The 16,918-nt window shown below is 55.0% G+C and carries 14 protein-coding genes; 6 read left to right on the top strand and 8 right to left on the bottom strand.

The window, feature by feature from the left end; all coding sequences use genetic code 11:
• Positions 1–119: 119 nt before the first annotated feature.
• The gene (locus AAF465_02760; protein ID MEM7081628.1) at positions 120–2,009 is read right to left on the bottom strand and encodes an FG-GAP-like repeat-containing protein; all 1,890 of its coding nucleotides are present in this window, start codon (positions 2,007–2,009) and stop codon (positions 120–122) included.
• Between the two features lie 835 nt (positions 2,010–2,844).
• Here AAF465_02760 and AAF465_02755 point away from each other — a divergent pair.
• The 3 genes from AAF465_02755 (at position 2,845) to AAF465_02745 (ending at position 5,452) form a co-directional block, all read left to right on the top strand.
• Positions 2,845–4,224 (top strand): MATE family efflux transporter, encoded by a 1,380-nt coding sequence (locus AAF465_02755; protein MEM7081627.1) that lies wholly within the window; start codon positions 2,845–2,847, stop codon positions 4,222–4,224.
• A gap of 495 nt (positions 4,225–4,719) precedes the next feature.
• Complete coding sequence (locus AAF465_02750) at positions 4,720–5,223, top strand: hypothetical protein (GenBank protein ID MEM7081626.1); 504 nt, start codon at positions 4,720–4,722, stop codon at positions 5,221–5,223.
• A gap of 31 nt (positions 5,224–5,254) precedes the next feature.
• Entirely contained in the window at positions 5,255–5,452 is a 198-nt protein-coding gene (locus tag AAF465_02745) for a hypothetical protein (GenBank protein ID MEM7081625.1), read from the top strand.
• A 51-nt stretch (positions 5,453–5,503) separates the two neighbouring features.
• Here AAF465_02745 and ahpF read toward each other — a convergent pair whose 3' ends face one another.
• Both ahpF and ahpC read right to left on the bottom strand, forming a co-directional pair.
• A complete protein-coding gene (gene ahpF, locus AAF465_02740; protein ID MEM7081624.1) occupies positions 5,504–7,084 on the bottom strand; it encodes an alkyl hydroperoxide reductase subunit F in 1,581 nt (526 codons plus the stop codon).
• Between the two features lie 120 nt (positions 7,085–7,204).
• Positions 7,205–7,768: an alkyl hydroperoxide reductase subunit C gene (gene ahpC, locus AAF465_02735; GenBank protein ID MEM7081623.1), complete on the bottom strand. Its 564-nt coding sequence runs from the start codon at positions 7,766–7,768 to the stop codon at positions 7,205–7,207.
• 332 nt (positions 7,769–8,100) lie between these two features.
• Here ahpC and AAF465_02730 point away from each other — a divergent pair, with 332 nt between their 5' ends.
• Positions 8,101–8,403 carry a DUF1330 domain-containing protein gene (locus AAF465_02730; GenBank protein ID MEM7081622.1) on the top strand — a complete coding sequence of 101 codons (303 nt, stop codon included), beginning with the start codon at positions 8,101–8,103 and terminating at the stop codon, positions 8,401–8,403.
• Positions 8,404–8,591: 188 nt separating this feature from the next.
• A complete protein-coding gene (locus AAF465_02725; GenBank protein ID MEM7081621.1) occupies positions 8,592–10,088 on the top strand; it encodes a diguanylate cyclase in 1,497 nt (498 codons plus the stop codon).
• Between the two features lie 8 nt (positions 10,089–10,096).
• On the opposite strand, the gene msrB is transcribed toward AAF465_02725, so the two are convergent.
• Both msrB and AAF465_02715 read right to left on the bottom strand, forming a co-directional pair.
• The gene (msrB, locus tag AAF465_02720; protein ID MEM7081620.1) at positions 10,097–10,543 is read right to left on the bottom strand and encodes a peptide-methionine (R)-S-oxide reductase MsrB; all 447 of its coding nucleotides are present in this window, start codon (positions 10,541–10,543) and stop codon (positions 10,097–10,099) included.
• Between the two features lie 61 nt (positions 10,544–10,604).
• Positions 10,605–12,482 (bottom strand): cation:proton antiporter, encoded by a 1,878-nt coding sequence (locus AAF465_02715; protein MEM7081619.1) that lies wholly within the window; start codon positions 12,480–12,482, stop codon positions 10,605–10,607.
• Between the two features lie 369 nt (positions 12,483–12,851).
• Between AAF465_02715 and AAF465_02710 the strand changes: the two genes are divergently transcribed.
• Entirely contained in the window at positions 12,852–13,490 is a 639-nt protein-coding gene (locus AAF465_02710; GenBank protein MEM7081618.1) for a CCXG family PEP-CTERM protein, read from the top strand.
• A 133-nt stretch (positions 13,491–13,623) separates the two neighbouring features.
• On the opposite strand, the gene AAF465_02705 is transcribed toward AAF465_02710, so the two are convergent.
• From AAF465_02705 to ilvC, 3 genes are all read right to left on the bottom strand, one after another.
• Positions 13,624–14,241, bottom strand: a complete 618-nt coding sequence (locus tag AAF465_02705; protein ID MEM7081617.1) for a VPLPA-CTERM sorting domain-containing protein — start codon at positions 14,239–14,241, stop codon at positions 13,624–13,626.
• A 441-nt stretch (positions 14,242–14,682) separates the two neighbouring features.
• On the bottom strand, positions 14,683–15,300 hold the full coding sequence (locus tag AAF465_02700; protein MEM7081616.1) for a VPLPA-CTERM sorting domain-containing protein: 618 nt from the start codon (positions 15,298–15,300) through the stop codon (positions 14,683–14,685).
• A gap of 476 nt (positions 15,301–15,776) precedes the next feature.
• The gene (gene ilvC / locus AAF465_02695; protein MEM7081615.1) at positions 15,777–16,793 is read right to left on the bottom strand and encodes a ketol-acid reductoisomerase; all 1,017 of its coding nucleotides are present in this window, start codon (positions 16,791–16,793) and stop codon (positions 15,777–15,779) included.
• Positions 16,794–16,918 lie beyond the last annotated feature (125 nt).

Here is a 16,918-nt window from a genome sequence, read left to right as displayed (position 1 = left end):
CGAACGTCAATCGGAGCGCCACCCCACGGACACGGTAAGGCTCGAACTTTTAACACTGAGTCAACGCATAAAAAAACGCCCGCGACGCGGGCGTTTTTCTAAGCGAGGTTTTGCGTGAATCAGTTAGACTCGTTAATCCAAAGGAATATATCACCACCCGCAGGCGCATTGAGCTGCCAGTTAGACCCCAGAAAGTCGATGTCGCCATCGTTTCCGATATCCCCGATGGCGAGGTTGTGCGACGCATGCGTTTCAAGAATATCAAGCGTCCAACTTTCCGCGTTACCGTCATTGTAATACACACCAACGCGATCGGTTTGTGACTGGAACATCTCGGCAAACAGAATATCGAGCTGACCATCGTTATTCAGATCGACAAGGTGATGTCGATGAACGTCTTCCACCGAGCTGTCAATCACATGTCGAATCCAGGGCTGGGTCAGTGGATCATCGGGCGCTTCAAACCACGAAAATTCGCCGACTCCCACTTCCGACACCGCGAGCGTTACGTCGATGTTGCCGTCACCATTGAGATCGGCCGCGTCGATACTTGAACCGGCCGGCCAGTCACCGATCGGGTAACGCTGCCAGTCACCGCCAACCGTGATATCGCCATCCGGTTGCCGCAGCCAATAGCCGTCGCCGAGGACATCCGGTTTACCGTCATCATCAATGTCAGCCACTTTCAGTCCGCCCGTGCCGTTGGAATCGTTACTGAGAATCACCGTGGTCCAGGTATCTGGCGTTGCGCCTTGCAGAAACACCCGCGTCGTGCCAAACGTGACCCCAGCGAAACGAACGACCACGTCGAGCTTGTTGTCGCTATTCATATCAACCAGTGCAATGTCGTGCGAGCGATAGGGTACGATCGTATGGGCCAGCCATGGATCTTCAACGTTACCGCCCGAGCCAACGGGGTTTTCATACCACGCAATCGGGTCCCGATTGACAACGATATCGATTGCGCCGTCGCCGTTGATGTCACCGGCCTGAAGATCGTCACCTCCACCAACGGAGCCGATCTGAAAACGCTCCCAATTCGGCGAGCGATACCAGTACACATCCGAGCCCAGTAAACCACCGCCGGTCAGGATATCGAGTTCGCCATCCCCGTCGACGTCAGCTAAGTTCTTACCCCACGGGGCTCGATCCGTATCGATCGAATTTTTGGCAAACACCGCGGGCGGCGCAGGTGCCCCATCGACCGTTACGACAAGGGTGTCGGACACCCACCCACCGGATCCGGCGCATGCCAATGTGTAGGTGCTCGTTTCGTTGAGTGCACCGGTCGATTGCGAACCAACCAGGGTTTGCATACCGCTCCAACCGCCGCTAGCCACGCAAAAATCCGCGTTACTGGCAGACCAGGACAATGTCGACGCCGTGCCGCCATCGATGGTCGCCGGATTGGCACTAAAGCTCAGCGTGGGTGGTGGGTTAGGATTAAATACGTTAACCACCACGCTGCCGACTATTTGACCGTTCGGCCCATCACAGCGAAGCGTGTAAGTGGTGTCGTCAGAAAGCGTTGTCGTCGACTCGGTGCCAGTCGTGTTACGTTCGCCGGACCAGCCGCCTCCGCCAACGCACCGGTCCACGTTGCGTCCTTCCCAAACCAGCATCGCGGTTTGTCCGGTCTGAATCGTGCTGGGATTAGCGATGAGGGTGACGGCAGGCGCATTAACACCAGGCGGTGCAGGGTTGATCGCGCCACCGGGTTGCGAGCCGGTAAATACACCGCCCAAATTGCCTCCGGGCAGGTCACCGATGTGCGGTGAACCGATCGGACTATTAACTGGCTGTTTGCTGGCCGACTGCCCTGTGATGGAACAGGCCCCTAAACGAGCGGTGTTCAATCGATCAATGGCCGCCAACGGTTGTGCCACCACGCACTCGCTCGAGCCCACATCCGACGCCCGTTGCATCGTATTGTGATCCAGTGCAGCGACCTCACAACCAAAGAAAATAAAAGGCGCAAGCGCCGCTTCTAATGCGATTTGAAAAGCCATAATCTGTACCCAAATTCTTATTCGATCGCGCCATTCCCTAGGGCGGATCTTTTGTGACCTGCACTGTAATGTTGACATATTTCGTCAGCAAAACAGCGTCCGTTTTACATATCTCAAGCGACTAAACTTGCCTCTCTCCCTGTCGATTGAGCTATCGCCAAGCCGTTGTGGATAAGAAGCGACGTTGCCTGCTGCACACCGCTTGTCTTATGGCGACGAATATCGGGGGAGCGTAAAACGCTGTATTCACGCTGTTTAAGCGATCAACCCCGAAACGCCTTTCGGTTCTAGCGATGCACTTACGTTAGGCAGATCGTCACAGAATGTGGCGTTACCCTATGGCCACACACCAACGTTTTGTTGTGACAATTTGTGACGATATTGCAACGCTATACCGTTGGCCCTATCGCCTCAGCAGTCCGACAGCACAGGCCTACCATCACTACTGAGTGGTTCGCATTCATGACGCGGCTCGAACGACGCGACACGGCTTCCCTGCCAGACACCGAACTCCGTTGGCGCCGCCTTTTGTGTCGCCTCCTGCCTCCACCCAAACGACAACGCATCGAGATATCGCACGCTGTTTGGCGGTTTATCCCATACCACTGAACCCTGTGCCCACTCTTTTTGATTGTTGACCCCGTGATCGGTCACGGCGATCGCTCGGCCGTATCAGTACGCGCGGGTGAGCGGACACCATCACGCCTTTTTATGCTCGGCACATCGAGCAAAACGGCCAAGGTAATTGTGGATAGCGTTGCTCGGTGTTCCGGCAGTAGAATCACGCCTGAGGACAACAACCGACTATCCACATCACGCACGCGGTGACAAACCCATGAATTCAATCGGTCGCTATTTTGATCGACGCACCACGATCGAACTACTGAAACTGGCGCTGCCAATGGTAGTGTCGCAGGGCGCGTTCGCCGTTATGATTTTCACTGATCGATATTTCATGTCCCAAATCGATCCAGTGCACATCGCCGCCTCAATGGGTGGTGGCGTCGCGGCCTTTTTCTCTTTCAGTTTTTTCATCGGGTTGCTCTCTTACGCCAACGCCATGGCCGCGCAGTATCTTGGCGCAGATGAAGTCGAAAAGTGCACAAAAGTCGTGACGCAGGGCTGGATCATGACGCTGATGAGCTTGCCGTTTCTGACGTTGATCACCTTTTTGGTCGCTGGTGTGTTCGAGAGCATGGATCACCCACCCGAACAGGTCGCTTTAGAACGCGTGTATTACCTGATCCTTATGTCAGGCATTCTCATTACGCTTGCTAAAGTGGTGTTATCGTCCTATTTCGCAGGCATTGGTCGCACGCACATTGTGATGATCTGCGATGTGTTTGGGCTCATTATTAACGTGCCGCTGTGCTACGCGATGGCCTTTGGCAAATTCGGTTTTCCAGAATTGGGGATTGCCGGCGCGGCCATCTCAACCGTTGTCGCCACCGTTTTGTCGTTTTCGCTCTTCGCCTGGTTTTACTTTCGCAAGAAACACCGTGACGCGTTTGGCGTCATGCGCTCGTTCACATTGGAACCGCGTATTCTTAAACGCTACTGGCGGCTCGGTTTTCCCTCTGGTCTCGAGCTCTTTTTGAATGTCGCGGCGTTTAATCTCTTTTTGTTGATGTTCCAGTCTTACGGCATCACAGAGGGCGCGGCCGCGGCCATCGTTTTTAACTGGGACATTCTCTCGTTCATTCCATTAATCGGTCTAAATGTCGGCATCATCAGCATGGTGGGCCGCTACGTGGGGCGTGGCGATATGACGCGCGTCAATGAAGTGACCACGGCGGCCTTCTCGGTCGCCATGTTGTATGCCGGCGTGCTGGCATTAGCGTACATTGTGTTTCGCTATCCTCTGGTCGAAGTCTTCGCACCACCGACAGGCGACTTTACTGCCATCCGTGAGTTGACCGCCTTCATGATGATCGGTCTGTCCAGTTACCTGGTTGCCGATGCCGTGATCTTAGTATCAAGCGGCATATTGCGCGGCGCAGGAGACACTCGATGGATCATGGTGGCGTCCGTCTCGTTGCATTGGGCGATGTTAGTCGCGCAGTTTTTGATTATTCGCGTCTGGAATCTTGGGGCAAAAGCGTCTTGGATCGCATTTTGCTTCATGATTTTCGCCATCGCTATCGTGTTTGTGGGCCGCTTGTGGCACGGGCGTTGGAAGACTCCCGAAGCAATCGCGCGCGTTATGGCCGAATAGTCTCAGCACGCAAGACAACCGCCATGAACTCGCCGCACCGTGCATCGCGTCGACCCCGCCATTTACCGGGCGTCAACACCGACTATCGACGAGTTTATGTCGCTGTTTAGACGACGGTTTTCCCCTCTTAAAGAGGAATCCGACATCCCATGGACCGCCCATGGTCTTTCGCGCAACACGCGTGCCAACAGCGATCAGCCCAGAGCCGAGCCTAACAATTCATGCCGACTCAGCGCGGCGACGACTGGGTACGTACGGACGAGGCGGGAGACGGCCCACAGGCGCCTGCAATCCCGTATTTAGTAGTTCGCTATCAAACGGTTACAAGATATTGTGTCCAGCGAACCGTCCGCCGTTTGGGTCGGTTGCCACGCGAGGTTGCTGACGCGCTGTCAGGTTCACGGGTCAGACGTTATGTCATCAATTCGAGAATAATTCTCACTTGTAAATAAGATTCATTCGCATTAACATCGAGGGGTCAACAGCAGTTGCAAGGTGACCCCATTGATCCAGAACGACCTTAACCAGCCTCCATTGTTTCTAACCTTACCGATTGGCGCACAGCTAACGGTGTGGGGATTGCGGCATTTGTATCCCGTTGCGTCGGGTCATCGTACCGCCTCGCTACCCTGCGTTTGGCAAAGCTTTTCGCAGGCCGGGCTCGATCAGGGCTACCTTAATTTATGCGAGCTCGCCGTCTGTCTATCGGAGCAGCGCGCAACGATCAAAACGTGGCCGCCGGTCTGTCAACGATTTATCGATCAACGTGAGCAGGCAATCTTGCAGGTATTAGATGCGCTGTACGACGGTAATGTCATGAATGCCAAAGCGTACTGCAATTCGCTGGTCGACGAGGGCTTTCAGGGACAGTTCTTACTCAGTGCCGCCGATCTATGTCGTGACTTTGCGCGACGCGGTCTTCATTTTGAACACGCGACGACCTCGATCGAACCGTCGCTACGATCGTCGGCTAACCCCGATCCGATCGCTATGCATTAGCCGGAGCATGCGCAACCGGCCGGAGAAAACCATGTTTACGACACGGGAAATATTTTTATTTATTGCGCTGGCCGCACTGGCGCTTTCGGATCTGGCGGTTTGGACCAAGGTGAATGACTACACTCGCAAGCCCGTGGAAGAGGCGTTAACCAGCCCTTCTGCCATTGCTCGGTCGGCTTCCATGCCCACCGTCAATTGCGTTGCGCCCGTCATGCACATTGACCTCTAAGCGACGCGACTCGCCAAAACCACCCTCCAATTGACCGTACATCGCAACGGGCTAAGCGGCGTCTTCCTGCACGTCTTGATCCGGTGCCGATTCGCGAATCAAATAATCGAATGCGCCGAGCGCGGCCGTAGCCCCGGCGCCGGACGCCACGACAATCTGTTTAAAAGGTACTGTGGTGGCATCACCGGCCGCATAAACACCCTTCATCGAAGTTTGGCCTCGGTCATCGATCTCAATTTCGCCACGGTCAGACAAAGCAAGACTCCCTTGCAAGAACTCGGTATTGGGAATCAAACCGATCTGCACGAACACGCCAGCCAGCGTGACGGTTTGTGACTCGCCGCTCACCCGATCGGTATAAACAAGGCCATTCACTCGGCTCCCGTCGCCGGTAACTTCCGTCGTTTGCGCGTTCAAAATAATGTCAACGTTGGGCAATGACCGCGCCTTGCGTTGCAATACCTCATCGGCGATCAGTTTGTCGGCAAACTCCAGCACAGTGACGTGATCAACGATGCCGGCCAGATCAATCGCCGCCTCAATGCCTGAGTTGCCGCCACCCACAACCGCCACTCGCTTGCCCTTAAACAAGGGGCCATCGCAGTGCGGGCAGTAGGCGACTCCCTTACCGCGGTATTCGTGTTCACCAGGAACATTGAGTTCGCGCCAGCGGGCCCCTGTGGCAAGCACTACTGCACGACTTTTCAGGGTCGCGCCGCTTTCCAGTTCAATTTCGACAAAATCGCCGCGCGTCAAAGCGCTGGCACGCTGGTTTTCGATCACATCCACTTCGTAGTCGTTGATGTGCTGCACAAGATTATTGGCTAACTCGGAGCCGGTCGTTTGCTTGATGGAGACAAAATTCTCCACGCCCAGCGTATCGAGTAACTGGCCGCCGAGCTTATCGGCAACCAGGCTCGTGCGAATACCTTTGCGGGCGGCATACACTGCCGCTGCCGCGCCAGCCGGACCACCACCCAGCACCAGCATGTCGTAAGGCGCCTTGTCATTAAGTTCCGTTGCCGCCCGTTCCGCAGCACCTGTGTCAACTTTTGCTAGGATTTCATTGAGTGTCAGTCTGCCCTGACTAAAGTGTTCACCGTTGAGGTACACCGCCGGCACAGCCAGAATGTCTTTTTCTTCGGTTTCATCTTGAAATAACGCACCATCGATCATGGTGTGTTCAATATTCGGATTCAGAGCCGCCATGAGGTTGAGCGCTTGCACCACATCCGGACAGCTTTTGCACGACAGTGAGACAAAGGTTTCGAACCGAAGCGATACATCGAGTGACTTAATCTGATCCTGCAGCGTCTGCTCAGTTTTGGGTGGATGTCCGCCGCTATGAAGAAGTGCGAGCACGAGCGACGTAAACTCATGGCCCAACGGCACGCCAGCGAAATGAATGCGCGCCGTCTCACCCACTGCACCAACGCTCATGAGTGGTCGACGACCTTCCTGCTCATTGATCGTCTTAACACTCACATACTCGCTCAACCCAGCAATCTCATTCGCCAGGTTTTCAAGCTCGCGCGCCTTATTGGAATCGTCGAGCGCGAGTCCAAGCTCGATGGGCTGCACCAAATTTTGAAGGTACGTATTGAGCTGCTGTTTGATGTTTGCGTCTAACATAGTGGAGTCCTTGATTGGTGTATCTCTGTTCGGTGTTGAGCGCGGATGGTGGGCCGGAAGCAGAGTCGGCATCCTGCCGACCCTGCGTCCTGCCGTGCTGCTGACAGCGTTCGTCAGCGGCTAGATCTTGCCGACAAGCTCCAGTGAAGGTGCGAGTGTTTCTTCACCTTCCTGCCACTTCGCAGGGCAGACTTCGCCCGGGTGGGCAGCGACGTATTGTGCCGCTTTAACCTTGCGCACAAGTTCCGCGGCGTCGCGGCCGATACCCTCTGCCGTGATTTCCATGGCCTGGATAATGCCGTCAGGATCGACGATAAACGTGGCGCGATCCGCCAAGCCCTGACCTTTGCGCATCACCTTAAAGTTGCGCGTGATCTCGCCATTTGGATCGCCAATCATGGTGTACTGAATCTTACCGATGGTGTCGGAGGCGTCGTGCCAGGCTTTGTGCGTGAAGTGCGTGTCGGTCGACACTGAGTACACTTCGACGCCGCGTCCTTGTAGATCCGCGTAGTGATCGGCCAGGTCTCCCAGTTCGGTGGGACAGACAAACGTAAAGTCAGCTGGGTAGAAGAAAAAGATCGCCCACTTGCCTTTGAGATCGTCGCTGGATACCTCAACGAACTCGCCCTGGCGATACGCCGAGGCATTGAAGGGTTTAATTTTCGTGTTGATTAACGCCATCTTGAAAATTCCTTAGGTCGGGTTGTTGAAAAGATGGGCTTAGAATACTGGTCGCTCGGTCATTTTTGAAATTGATTGTATTTATGCTCTTGATAGTCTCTTTCTATTGCCCTCCTTGAGGTCGCGCTCACGCCACCGCTTCCGGCGCCCAACATCGACCTCCAAAGGCCCTTTAGTCCTGATTCGCTCTCTTATTATTCGGTTTTTCAATATATTAAAACTCGTATAGACCTGTTTATCTGTTTTTACTATACCAATACCCTGTGTCTATCGCGTCCTATCAAGATTGATCTCTGCGGCGCCTCTTACTTATCCAATTTAGGAGCAGACACATGACCGTTTACTCAGTACTGGCCGTCACCCCCACCACCGACGCCTGGGTTGCCGACTACATCGGGCCCGCCAATCAGCTCGTCACCAAACACGGCGGCCGCTATTTGGCACGCACCGCCGCACACCAGCAAATCGAAGGCGAGTCACAGCCGGCGGCGCTGCGCATCATCATCGAATGGCCAACACAAGAGGCGGCGCTGAATTTCATGAGCGACCCGGACTACATACCGCACTTAGAAGCTCGAACAGCGGGCTCCCATAGCGTCCATTTTTTGATTGAAGCCACCGATGACCTGAGCTAACGCCAGGATGGGCAGGCCCGTACCCTGCTCCAATGCTGATGGCTTGAGGGAAGCCAATTCACAGTGTCCACGGCGTGATGAAGCCCCGCGGCCATCGCGCCCTGGATCAAACCGGCGGCACGTCATCGTTCTCATGTTTTTCGGTTTTCGGCCGCTAACCAAAGGGGAGTGATTGTCTGGAACCGCGCATGACCGAAGCCATCAGCCTGGATGACTGGAAATCGAAGTATCGCCAACTTTTGCGCGAGCTCGATCAAAAGGAGGGGGCCTGGGAACAGGAAGAAACCGCCCTCCGAGGCGTGGCGGTTCGCCTAGCCATCGCGGCCATGGGCCGCGACGCGCGAGTCGACGATTACCTCAACACCATTCTCGAGGTGCTCAAAAACGGTAAACCGGCCCATGCTTTGGAAGGAGAACTCGATGGTCTAGCCGCCGAAGTCATGCGTCACGAAAAGCAGATTACCGTTGACGAAAACGCTGACCTGACTGGATTCGTCACGAGTCTGCCGCTCGATACACCGCTGCAAAAGAAATTCATTGAGGGCTGGGAGTCGGACACGGGCATCATTCGCGCCCAAGCGCTTAAAGACCTGGCGAGCGAGTTGAATGACCTGCTCACCGAGGCTGATGACGCGGACACTACCGAAAGCACCCTCGGCGACGTGCTCAGTGCGCTCGCTCGACACATGAGTGGCGTGCCTGAACTCGAGCTGGCTGTCGCATCCTTGCAGCAACAAATCGATGCGGGATTATCGAACGAATCAATGGATACACTGTTGATGAACTTGGCGGTCGCCGTGCGCCAGGTCATCGACTCCGTCAGCAAGGACAAGAAAGAACTCGAGCAGTTTCTAGAGCAGGTCACACAACAGCTCGCACAGTTTGAGCACTGGGCCGAGGGTAGTGAACAGGAGCGGCAGGCGCGAGAGCGCGACACGCTTGCCCTGGAAGTCGACGTTGAGCGTCACTTTGGCGGACTGAAACAGGACATTGATCATTCGCGTGACACCGTCGACCTAAAAGCGCGCGTGCAACAGCGGCTCGACTCGGTGGCGGATCAGCTCCGGCAATTCCGTGAACGCGAGACGCTGCGTGCCGCCCAGGCTAGCGAACGAAATCAACAACTGCGTGAAGAAGTGAATCAGCTTAAATCGCGCACTGCGCAGCTCGCGGAGCAGTGTCGCCATCACGAACGACGCCTGATGCACGACACACTCACCGGTGTGCACTCACGCTTGGCCTATACCGAGCGATTGCAAGAGGAATGCCAGCGATGGCGGCGCCATGGGCAACCCGTAACGTTCGCCATCTGGGATGTCGATCATTTCAAACGCATAAACGACACCTATGGCCACCAGGTAGGCGATCGCGTCTTGAAAGTGATCGCGGCCATGTTATCGCAGTCTACGCGCACGGAAGATTTTGTCGCGCGAATCGGTGGCGAGGAGTTCGTCACTTTGTTCCCCTCAACCGACATAGCCAGTGCATTAGGCAAAATTGAACAGATCCGCGAGCGCATTCACGCCGCAAATTTTTTGTGCAAGGGCCAACCGGTGTCGGTGTCCGCATCGTGTGGGGTAACGGACTTTCGAGAAGATGACACGCCCGAATCCGTGTTTGCACGCGCCGATAAAGCGCTCTATGAAGCCAAACGAAACGGCCGCAATCAAAGCGTTAAAATGTAACGCAGTCGTTAAGCGGCCTGCTTGGCAAGCGCCAACGCATTAATGCAGTAGCGCAGACCGCTGGGCGGCGGCCCGTCGGGAAACACATGGCCTAAGTGACTGTCACACGTATTGCACACTGCTTCGATGCGCGCCATACCGTGAGAGAGGTCGGCATGGTACGCCACTGCGTTATCCGTTAGAGGCTGGTCAAAGGATGGCCAGCCCGAGTGGGATTCGAACTTCGTGCTGGAATCAAACAGGGCGGCGCCGCAACACACGCAATTGTACTGCCCCGGCTCGAACAGGCTGCAGGCATCCGAACTGAACGGACGCTCCGTGCCCTTCTGGCGCGTAATGGCGAACTGTTCTGGCGTGAGCAACGCGCGCCATTCATCCATCGATTTTTCAACGCGACGATCTGGTGCCAGGTTGTCACCCTGCGCAAGGGCGAGCACATCATCCCATTTCAGCATGTCGGTTCTCCGGCAGTGTGCATAGTAAAGTGCGGTCGAAACACCAAACTTCAAGAGGCACTTACGCTGATTCCGCCTCCCCCTCAGCCACAATCGCTAACATGCGGTTTTTGAGGTCTGTTTCCCATTCGTCGCGCATCTCGCGAATTTTCTGGATATAGATCTCGTTGTCTTCAATCGGAATTTCTGGGTCATAGTGATTGGCGGCGGTTCGCATGATGCTCTGGTCGACATCATTAAATACGTCCACCATTCGTTCGGCTTGCTCTCGCGAATGGCCCAGCGCTTCAAACGCAGAGCGCCCGATTCGCAGCGAACTATCGTATGTTTCACGAATAATGTCGCGACAGCCGGCATACCACAGGTCATAGACATGGTTGCGGTCAACAGCACGCGCGACAACATGGAGCTTAGGGTAGTGGTGCAGCACATACTTGGTCAGCTGCGTAATCTGCTCTTTGTCATCGATGGCAATGACTAGGAGCTTCGCGTCGGCGATGCCCGCAGCATGCAGAAGGTCCGGCCGCGTCGCATCCCCGTAGTACGCGTGCATGCCAAATTTTTGAATCATAGCCAGCTGCTTTGAACTGAAGTCCATCACAGTCGGGGCCAAGCCACTGCCGCGTAGAATGCGGTTAACGATTCCACCAACACGACCATGTCCAGCGATAATGATGTGGCTTTGTTCATCAATTTCATCCATCTCGCGTTCTTCGGCATTTGAAAAGCGCGGCGCGATGACCCGATCGTATAAAATAAAGAGCGCGGGGCTCAGTAGCATCGACAACGCCACAATTAGCAGCAATTGATCGGCAAGCGCCGCCGGTATCACAGCGTTTGCGACCGTGAACGACAGCAGTACAAACCCAAACTCTCCCGCTTGGGCCAGTCCAAGAGCAAACAACCATCGGCCTGGGCCACGAATCTTGAATATCACCGCCATGACGTACAGCACAGCAATCTTGAGGACCATAAGACCCAGAGTCAGGCCGACAATCATCCCCACGTTATCGGCCAGCAGTCCAAAGTCGATGCTGGCTCCAACGGTCATGAAGAACAGCCCTAAAAGCAATCCTTTAAACGGGTCGATATCACTCTCAAGCTCGTGTCGGTATTCACTGTTTGCCAGCACCACACCGGCCAGAAAAGTACCGAGTGCTGGAGACAAACCCACCATCGACATGAGCAACGCAATGCCAATCACAATCATTAACGCCGTCGCGACAAACAGCTCGCGAAGTTGAGCGTCAGCAATGAAACGAAAAATCGGCCCGGTTAAAAACGAACCGACCACCACCACCGCCGCAATGGCGCCCAGCGTAACCAGCGCCGCAGCCCAACCCGGCAGGCCGTCAACCAGACTAAAACCGGCGCCGTGACCACCCTCTCCGCCATGTGAATCCTGCGCTAGCGTGTCAACCAACTCGGGCATCGCTAACAGTGGAATTAACGCGAGCATTGGAATCACCGCAATGTCCTGAAACAGCAAGACCGAAAAACTCGACTGACCGCCATCACTTTTCATCAGCCCTTTCTCGCTGAGCGTTTGCAGCACAATGGCCGTCGACGACAAGGCCATCACCAGTCCGATTGCCAATGACACCGTCCATGTCTGCCCCAACGCCAAACTTACGGCCATAACCACCGCGGTGGTCAGGGCGACCTGGCCGCCACCCAACCCGAGCAACCGCGAACGCATCGACCACAACAACTTGGGTTCGAGTTCAAGCCCGACTAAGAACAACATCATCACTACGCCGAATTCGGCGAAGTGCTGAATGGAAATGACATCGACGTGCAGCCAGGCGAGCAGCGGACTGATTACGATGCCGGCAATGAGGTAGCCCAGCACCGAGCCGAGTCCGAGCCGCGAAGCGACCGGTACGGCGATCACACCGGAAATCAAAAAAATAAACGCTAACAATAAGAAATCGGTCATTGGGTTCTCTGCAGTGTGAGTGGGAACGTCTGGTCATGGTGGGGTGTGTGAGTCCCACAAGCGGCCTAGTTAAACGGTGACCATGTTGCTCAACGATTGCGGCCAACTCACGCTGCACGATACGTCGTACAGCATGCGTGTTGGCTTCGTATTAAGTCACCTCAACCGGACGCGGTTAGTCTTCACTATTCTATTATGTTTCACCGGGAGTGACGCGATAATTTACACGTCAAACGAATTTGACTCACCATAAAAAAGAGCGCCGTCCGCAAGTCACTCGCCGCGTTCACATTGCCGTTTACTGGCATGGCTCTTGCACTATTGAATCCGACACAACCCCATGAATTAGTTAACAAAAGGCCAAGAACTATGTCAATTTACATACGCCGACTGCGCAGTGCCATCAAACCGCTCCTCATCGCGGTTACCGCCCTGGTGAGCACCAGCGCGATGGCAACGTTGATCACCTATGAAGTTCGTCATACGAACTCGGGTGTGAACAACACGGATTATCTCGCTTCGTGGAACGCCCAAACCTCGGCAATCACAACGATCGAGATTGATTCGCTCACCAATATTCGAGCGCCCGGTTCGCACCATCACTCACACCTTCGCGTTGAGTTCAACGCCAGCGCGTTGGACAACATCCTCTTTCAGATCGCACCCGACGCGGGGTTCGGCGGCGCGCTGTACATGAACAATACGCTCGTGCAGCAACGCGCGACGGACCTATGGTGGGGCTACAACTGGACGCGCACCGGCGAGACGTTACTGAGTCATGGCGCCGCTCTTTTCGATGGCACCAACGTCCTGGATGTTTATTGGGCCGAAGCCTGCTGCAACGGCGGACAAAGCGGTCGATTTAGTATCGATGGCGGCGACACGTGGATGGCATTGTCAGTGGACAATCTAAGAGCCGCAACCGTCCCTGAGCCTGGCATGCTCATCCTGTTCGGCACCGGCCTATTCGGGCTTGTTCTCGCAAGACGTTCACGCCTCCAGGCCTAGTCATCACTCGACCGGCGTGACGCCTCGTCTTTCGACCGAATAAGAACACCACGATCGGTCGAGGAGTGACCACCGGTCACCCACATAAAAAAAGCCCGCTTAAGCGGGCTTTTATTATTCAGTTGGACCTTCTTTATTGACGTCGGCGAAGACCGGTCAGTCCCAGCAGTGCAGCGCCCATCATCCAGATCGCGCCGGGCAGCGGAACCGGTGTGGCGACAATCAGGATATCGTTCGCCGAACCGCTTCCAGCGAACCAGCCACGGCCTACCCAGCCGTCGCTCGCGCCAAGACGGAAACCATCGTTATCGAAGACGAACACGCCTGTGCCGTTCGATTCGCCGATGAGGTCAATCATACCGCTACCGCCGATTTCGGTGAGTGTGCCGACACCCATCTGAGCGATAAACCCGCCGTTGGCTGCCGCCGACAAGTCAGACAGTACGTAATCGATCTCCCACGCTGTGCCGGTAGCGTTATCGATCACCGTACCGATCAAAACAGCACCCGCCGCCAGATCCGTTGGGTCAAAACTCAGCGTAACCGACGCGCCACCAAAGGCACCGGGCAGATTATCGCCGGTCGAAAAAAGCTGGCCAGTGTCATCCACACGGACACCGTATGGGTTTGTGGCGCCGTCATACAGCACACCGTCTTCATGGTCGCCGACGGTAAAAGTCATTGTTGACGCGAATGTCGCGGTGCTGAACGCCATCAGAAGCGCAGCAAGAACCATTCTTATATTTTTCATGGTGAGTACCCTGTTTGTCTTATTCGAGGCATCATTTGATGCGAGCGTGTCACGTGACATTACAATAACCCGCTCCTCACTGCCAGTTTTTTTTACACACTAATTTGGTGCAAGCCGTTAAAAATGAAACGATTTCCAGGCTCAACTTAACAGAATAGAATTATTGTAAAGTGGATTTGGGTCACCACTTACCGCTCGCTTTTTGTCACGTATCGAGCATGGAAAACTAACCGTCTGGCAGGCCAGTCTTTTTCGCATCGCACCAATCGAGCCAATCCGTCGCGGCTGGCAGGCGTCTCCGACGCGCGGACGACGCGCCGGCCGGACTGAGATTCCCCGTCGATCCTCAACGATTCACCAGAAAGTCAGCGTCGGGATCCGTGCAAAACAAAAAAGCCCGCACAAACGGCGGGCTCTTCTGTGTCGTTTAGTGTGACCGGACTAGCGTCGGCGGCGAGCACCGAATAAGCCGATCACTGCGGCGCCCATCATCCAGATGGCGCCCGGAAGGGGAACTGGTGTGGCAATGACAAGGAAGTCATTGGCGCTGCCATAACCCTCTACCCAGCCGCGACCCACCCAACCATCGCTCGTTCCGAGACGGTGGCCATCGTTGTCAAAAATGAACGCGCCGGTTCCGTTCGATTTCCCGATGAGGTCGAACACCGTTGTGCCGCCCACTTCCGTTAGCGTACCGATGCCGGTTTGCGCAATGAAGCCGCCGTTCGGCGCCGCGGTCAAATCTGATAGCGTGTAGTTCACCACCCACGCGCCGCCATTGGCGTTGTCGACGATCGTGCCCGACAGCACGGCGCCAGCCGCCAGATCATCGGGATCAAACGTCAAAAACAATGAGGCGCCGGTAAACGTGGCAGGTAGATTGTCGCCAACGGTGAAGGTCTGGCCCGAATCGTCCAGACGCAGCCCGTAGGGATTGGTCACACCATCGTACAGCGCGCCGTCTTCGTGATTGCCAAGCTCAAACGTCATCGACGCGGCGAATGTTGCCGAGCTGAACGCCATCAGCAGCGTGGCTAACATCAGTTTGAAATTCTTCATTCTCTTACCCTGAATTTTATCGTTAGTGTTGTCGTTATTATTTTGTCGCGCAGCTCGGCGCGAGCGTGTCTTAAAAAGATACCTCAACCGGCCGTTGAGCGCTACCCTGCAGAACGCTTAGCAGTCGCGTAAGATATTAAAAATTGTAGGATTTATTACATAAAGTCGGGAAATTTCATTATTGTCAAATCATCCGAGGCGAGCGGTGAAGACCTCGCTGTTTTCTTCTGTGGCCTGACCGGCACCTAACTACCGGCCGTTGGGCCAGTTTTTGCTCGCGCCCTGATGTTCAACCGGACGCAGCCGACCCTTGCCCGGGCACGTGCTCACAATGGGAACGTTGCGACGCAGCAAAGTCACGCCGAGACCTGCTGACCAGCCTTTACGCTTCCCCGTTCGATCATCGCGCAACAAAATCGAACGCAGCGAAGTTCAACGGCGACCACGCCCACCGGCCAGCGCCAGCCGGTTGCTTGTCAATTAACGTCTTTATCCACCAGTTTATTGGCGGTAATCCAGGGCATCATATCGCGCAAGCGGCCACCCACCTGTTCGATCTCATGCGCGGCGTTGAGTCGACGATGCGCCGTCATCGACGGATAGTTCAGCGCGCCTTCGCTGATGAACTGCTTGGCGTACTCGCCGGTTTGGATGTTGTGTAGCGCCTCTTTCATCGCTTTGCGCGATTCCTCGTTTATCACCTTACGGCCGGTCACGTACTCGCCAAACTCAGCATTATTCGAGATCGAGTAGTTCATGTTGGCGATGCCGCCTTCAAACAACAGATCGACGATTAATTTGAGCTCGTGCATGCATTCGAAGTAGGCCAATTCCGGCGCATAACCGGCCTCGACGAGCGTTTCGAATCCAGCTTTCACCAATTCAACGGCACCGCCACACAACACCGCCTGCTCGCCGAATAGATCGGTTTCGGTTTCATCTTTGAAGGTGGTTTCGATAATGGCCGTGCGTCCGCCGCCAATTCCACTCGCGTAAGACAACGCCAACGCTTTCGCGTTACCCGATGCGTCCTGCGCAATCGCCACCAAATCCGGTATGCCAGCCCCTTTGGCAAACTCGCTTCGCACCGTATGCCCCGGTGCCTTGGGTGCCACCATAATCACATCGAGGTCCGCCCGCGGTACCACTTGGTTGTAGTGAATGGCAAAACCGTGCGCAAACGCCAGCGTGGCGCCCTCTCGCAAATTGGGTTCAATGTCGTTTTTATACAGCTGCGCTTGAAACTCGTCAGGCGTTAACATCATCACCAAGTCTGCCCCACGGACCGCATCGACAACATTGGCCACCTTCAGTCCGGCTTTTTCAGCCTTAGCCACCGAGGCCGATCCGGGCCGCAGCGCAACGGTCACGTCCACGCCGCTGTCTTTGAGATTTAAGGCATGAGCATGACCTTGCGAACCATAGCCCACGATCGTCACTTTGGTGTTTTTTATCAGATCCAAATTGCAGTCTTTGTCGTAATAAATATTCATGGCCGTTGTCCTTAAACTCAATGATTTGATGGGAATACGGTCTAGCATATCGGCTCCACATGATTGCGTAAATTGAAATATTTTCAATTTATGATTTCTATTAGTGCAATAATAGGATCATGGAC

It is taken from the genome of Pseudomonadota bacterium, assembly GCA_039028935.1.
GTDB lineage: Bacteria > Pseudomonadota > Gammaproteobacteria > Steroidobacterales > SZUA-146 > SZUA-146.
This window is presented reverse-complemented; position numbering and strand designations above follow the sequence as displayed.

Coding starts and splice junctions, on each gene's coding strand:
- AAF465_02700 (MEM7081616.1), bottom strand. CDS start 15,300: ATGAAGAATTTCAAACTGATGTTAGCCACGCTGCTGATGGCGTTCAGC.
- ilvC (MEM7081615.1), bottom strand. CDS start 16,793: ATGAATATTTATTACGACAAAGACTGCAATTTGGATCTGATAAAAAAC.
- AAF465_02710 (MEM7081618.1), top strand. CDS start 12,852: ATGTCAATTTACATACGCCGACTGCGCAGTGCCATCAAACCGCTCCTC.
- ahpC (MEM7081623.1), bottom strand. CDS start 7,768: ATGGCGTTAATCAACACGAAAATTAAACCCTTCAATGCCTCGGCGTAT.
- AAF465_02705 (MEM7081617.1), bottom strand. CDS start 14,241: ATGAAAAATATAAGAATGGTTCTTGCTGCGCTTCTGATGGCGTTCAGC.
- ahpF (MEM7081624.1), bottom strand. CDS start 7,084: ATGTTAGACGCAAACATCAAACAGCAGCTCAATACGTACCTTCAAAAT.
- AAF465_02760 (MEM7081628.1), bottom strand. CDS start 2,009: ATGGCTTTTCAAATCGCATTAGAAGCGGCGCTTGCGCCTTTTATTTTC.
- AAF465_02725 (MEM7081621.1), top strand. CDS start 8,592: ATGACCGAAGCCATCAGCCTGGATGACTGGAAATCGAAGTATCGCCAA.
- AAF465_02730 (MEM7081622.1), top strand. CDS start 8,101: ATGACCGTTTACTCAGTACTGGCCGTCACCCCCACCACCGACGCCTGG.
- msrB (MEM7081620.1), bottom strand. CDS start 10,543: ATGCTGAAATGGGATGATGTGCTCGCCCTTGCGCAGGGTGACAACCTG.
- AAF465_02755 (MEM7081627.1), top strand. CDS start 2,845: ATGAATTCAATCGGTCGCTATTTTGATCGACGCACCACGATCGAACTA.
- AAF465_02745 (MEM7081625.1), top strand. CDS start 5,255: ATGTTTACGACACGGGAAATATTTTTATTTATTGCGCTGGCCGCACTG.
- AAF465_02715 (MEM7081619.1), bottom strand. CDS start 12,482: ATGACCGATTTCTTATTGTTAGCGTTTATTTTTTTGATTTCCGGTGTG.